Source organism: Endozoicomonas sp. ONNA1, from assembly GCF_024606325.1.
In the GTDB taxonomy this organism is placed as follows: Bacteria; Pseudomonadota; Gammaproteobacteria; order Pseudomonadales; family Endozoicomonadaceae; genus Endozoicomonas_A.
This window is the reverse complement of record NZ_JAHHPN010000941.1, coordinates 1-2949: the sequence shown is the minus strand read 5'-3', so window position 1 is coordinate 2949 and position 2949 is coordinate 1. Positions and strand designations below refer to the sequence as shown.

At 51.2% G+C, this 2949-nt stretch carries 1 protein-coding gene; it reads left to right on the top strand.

The annotated features are described in order from the left end of the window. Positions 1 to 176: 176 nt before the first annotated feature. Positions 177 to 2949, top strand: a 2773-nt coding sequence (locus KDK19_RS22625; protein WP_257293001.1) for a hypothetical protein, incomplete at its 3' end; no start/stop codon positions are given.

Genomic DNA, 2949 nt, shown 5'->3' with positions numbered 1-2949 from the left:
GTCAGGTTACTGATGTTTTTATCTGTTCGTTCGGTTGGATAAGAACGCCCCCTAGGGTGTCCTATTTTTTTTTTGGCAACGACCTACTATCAAAATGAAACTTTCGTACGATTTGAAGGTCAAATTATTTAAGCAGTTTAAATTGAGTCCTTCAGAATGTAGTAGGGAGATTAACCATGGATGGTCAAATTGGTGGAGGAATAAACAAACCCGTTCGTAACAACGGCGTGCCTCATAACAGCGTGCCTGATAGTGGCATTCCAGCCAAGAGAGCAAAGCTTGATGATCTTTCAACGATTGCAAAAGTCTGCTCTGATGTAGCGATCAAACTCAAGCTGTCGTCATCTCCGATGAAGATGCCTGACAAGACGAGAACCGTATCCTCAACGAATTCCTCACTCCATAAGCCCCCTCATGCCTTCAATTTTCGTTTTGTCGCCAGTGATGATGAGGTTCGACAGCTTTTGGTTAATCAGACCTATGATGAACATTGTGCTGTCACTGTTATTTCCCACCCCGATGACCTCTCACAGGCCAACCTGGTAACCCGGTTGAGTATTTCCGGCGATGGTCGCCACACTCTGCGTCCGGGCAAGTTATTTGAAGGTTCAAAGCCATTCACCCTGGTGATGGATATCCGCAAACTCAGCAGCGAAGATCTGCCAAAATTTAACGATCTGCTGGACCCGGATAACCCCTGTCTGTACGACAAAGTCAGTCAGAAAAAACGACCTCTAGGCGGGCATGTCTCTCTGCTGGTCTTGGCAGACCCTGCGCAGTTGGCAGCGGTTGGCGGGGGTGGCGATGCCCCCGGGGCTGATTTCTGGCGACGCATTAATCGACCGGGCAATACCTGGCAGTTCAATGCAAAGACCGGCAATGCCCCATCGATGGATATCGACGCACTTCCTCCGGTATTGGCTGAACTCCCTTCTGCCGAAGGCACTATGAACGACGATGATACCCTTCTTATTGACTGCCACTTGCACAGCAACTGGCGACAGTTGCTGCTGGGCGGCCCCGGAGTGGATCAGCAGGGGCGAATCCGGCACATCCCTGGCAGGCTTGAGTGTCTGAGGGCCGGACAACGGGTGATTCTGAAAGGGGCCAACTGGCAGGATCTGGCCTTTGAACAGACGATTCGACAGATGCTCGCGCAAAAGTGTTTTGAGAGCAACGGGAAGAACTGTGAGTTACCCGACGATGTTCATTTTTATCAAATGCCGGTAGGGAAGGATGAGCTGCATTCACTGTTTCAAAGTTTATCCAACCCGCTACCCCATTCTGGTGATACTTCAGGAAACCCGATCATCATTAACCAGAGTAATATCAGCGAATGGCTGAACCCGATTGCCATTGCCCAGGAAGGCTACGCAGTGCCTAACAACCGTCTATTGGAACAGGTTCGAGCGGGTGGGACAGTCACCGTAACGTCTCCCCTCACTGAGGCACTTTGGTTTCGTTTGCTGGGTTCACTGCAGACGATTCGCGAGACAACGGGTCTGGAGCCTCGACTCCAGGTGGCTCATTCACGACAGCAGCCGAAAGCCCTGGGATTAGCAGAAAACGACGAGCGACCTCTGTCCAGAAACCCTCAGTTACAGAAAAAAGCCAGCAATGACGATTCTTTTGAGGCCGTCACTTATCGGCAACATGTCCAGGCCAGTCATTGGATCCGTCATCACCGGGGAGACCCTCTGGTCATCCAGGTCAATGAACAGACCGGCTTCAGTCAGCTATTTGATAATATCCATATCACCTCAGAACAAAAGGCCCATTTTGGACGACGTCAGAGTGAGTTGCAGAAAGCATTAACCGCAGGCAGGCCGGTGGTATTCCTGGGACTCGAAAGTAATCCAACACTTCAGCAGCTGCTGGAACCCCTGGTGGTTGGACAGCCTTTGTTGGTGAATGGCCAATTACGGGCCTACCCGCAGGCTCAAGTCACTTTACTCTGGCCTGAATCTGCGATAAGCCCATCACCAGTATTTCGTTCGATGCTTGCCACGGATAAACCCTGTCCTGAGGTCGATCTCTGGGATATTAATGCCCGCAAACATGATATCTCCAGGACTGAGCTGCCAGAACAAGCGCTTGATAAACTTTATGAAGCGTTTACAACCGTACCTGACCACCTTTGTAACCCTCTGCCTGAAATGACCGAAGCGTTGTTGAATAACCTGATACTGGCTGCCCGACAAGCACAGCAGGTTGACCAGTCCCCACAGCTTTTACCACGCCACTGGCGCAAAGCCATCGATAGCGTCATCACCCATGGCACACGACAGCATCCGACCGTGCGTGATTTTATGAAAGTGGCTTGCAGGCATTTTTTACCGGACGTGCACTGCAAGCCGGATGAGGATCAAACCGCCTCGGTAGACCCGGATCAGTTAACTGCCATCATCAACAGTGCTCAGCAGTTGGACAGAGCGTTTGTGAGGCAAAACCTGTGGCCACTGGTCAGAGCCCTTGACCCGGCTGTATTTAATGAAAAATTACAGCTGTCCTATAAAGAGCCATTTTCGCGGTGGACTGCGAAAGAAGTTCTGGACAAGCTCTGCGCCCTGATCATGGCCCATGTGCCTGAAGCACAACGACAGGCAGTGGCGTATCTGTTGGAAGTCGATCCGGAGGCAACAGAGCAATGTCCACCGTCAGCCATCAGGCCATCAAGACAGATCAAACGTTTACAAGATGCACTGGCTTCTGGCTGGCAGCTAACCCTACCGTCAGGGCAGACCCGATCCGAGGCCATTCACGCTCTGGCCAACGATTGTTTTCAGATTGCCCGGGGAGAATATGTAACAGAGAATTCTGACGCAAAACGTATTGAACGTATAGAAAATCGACTGTCTGCATCACTGGCATGGCAGGGTTCCGCTGACAAGCCCTTGTCACTACTGGCCCGGGATCTTTATCACGGCGAAATGAGTCAGAAGGATCGTG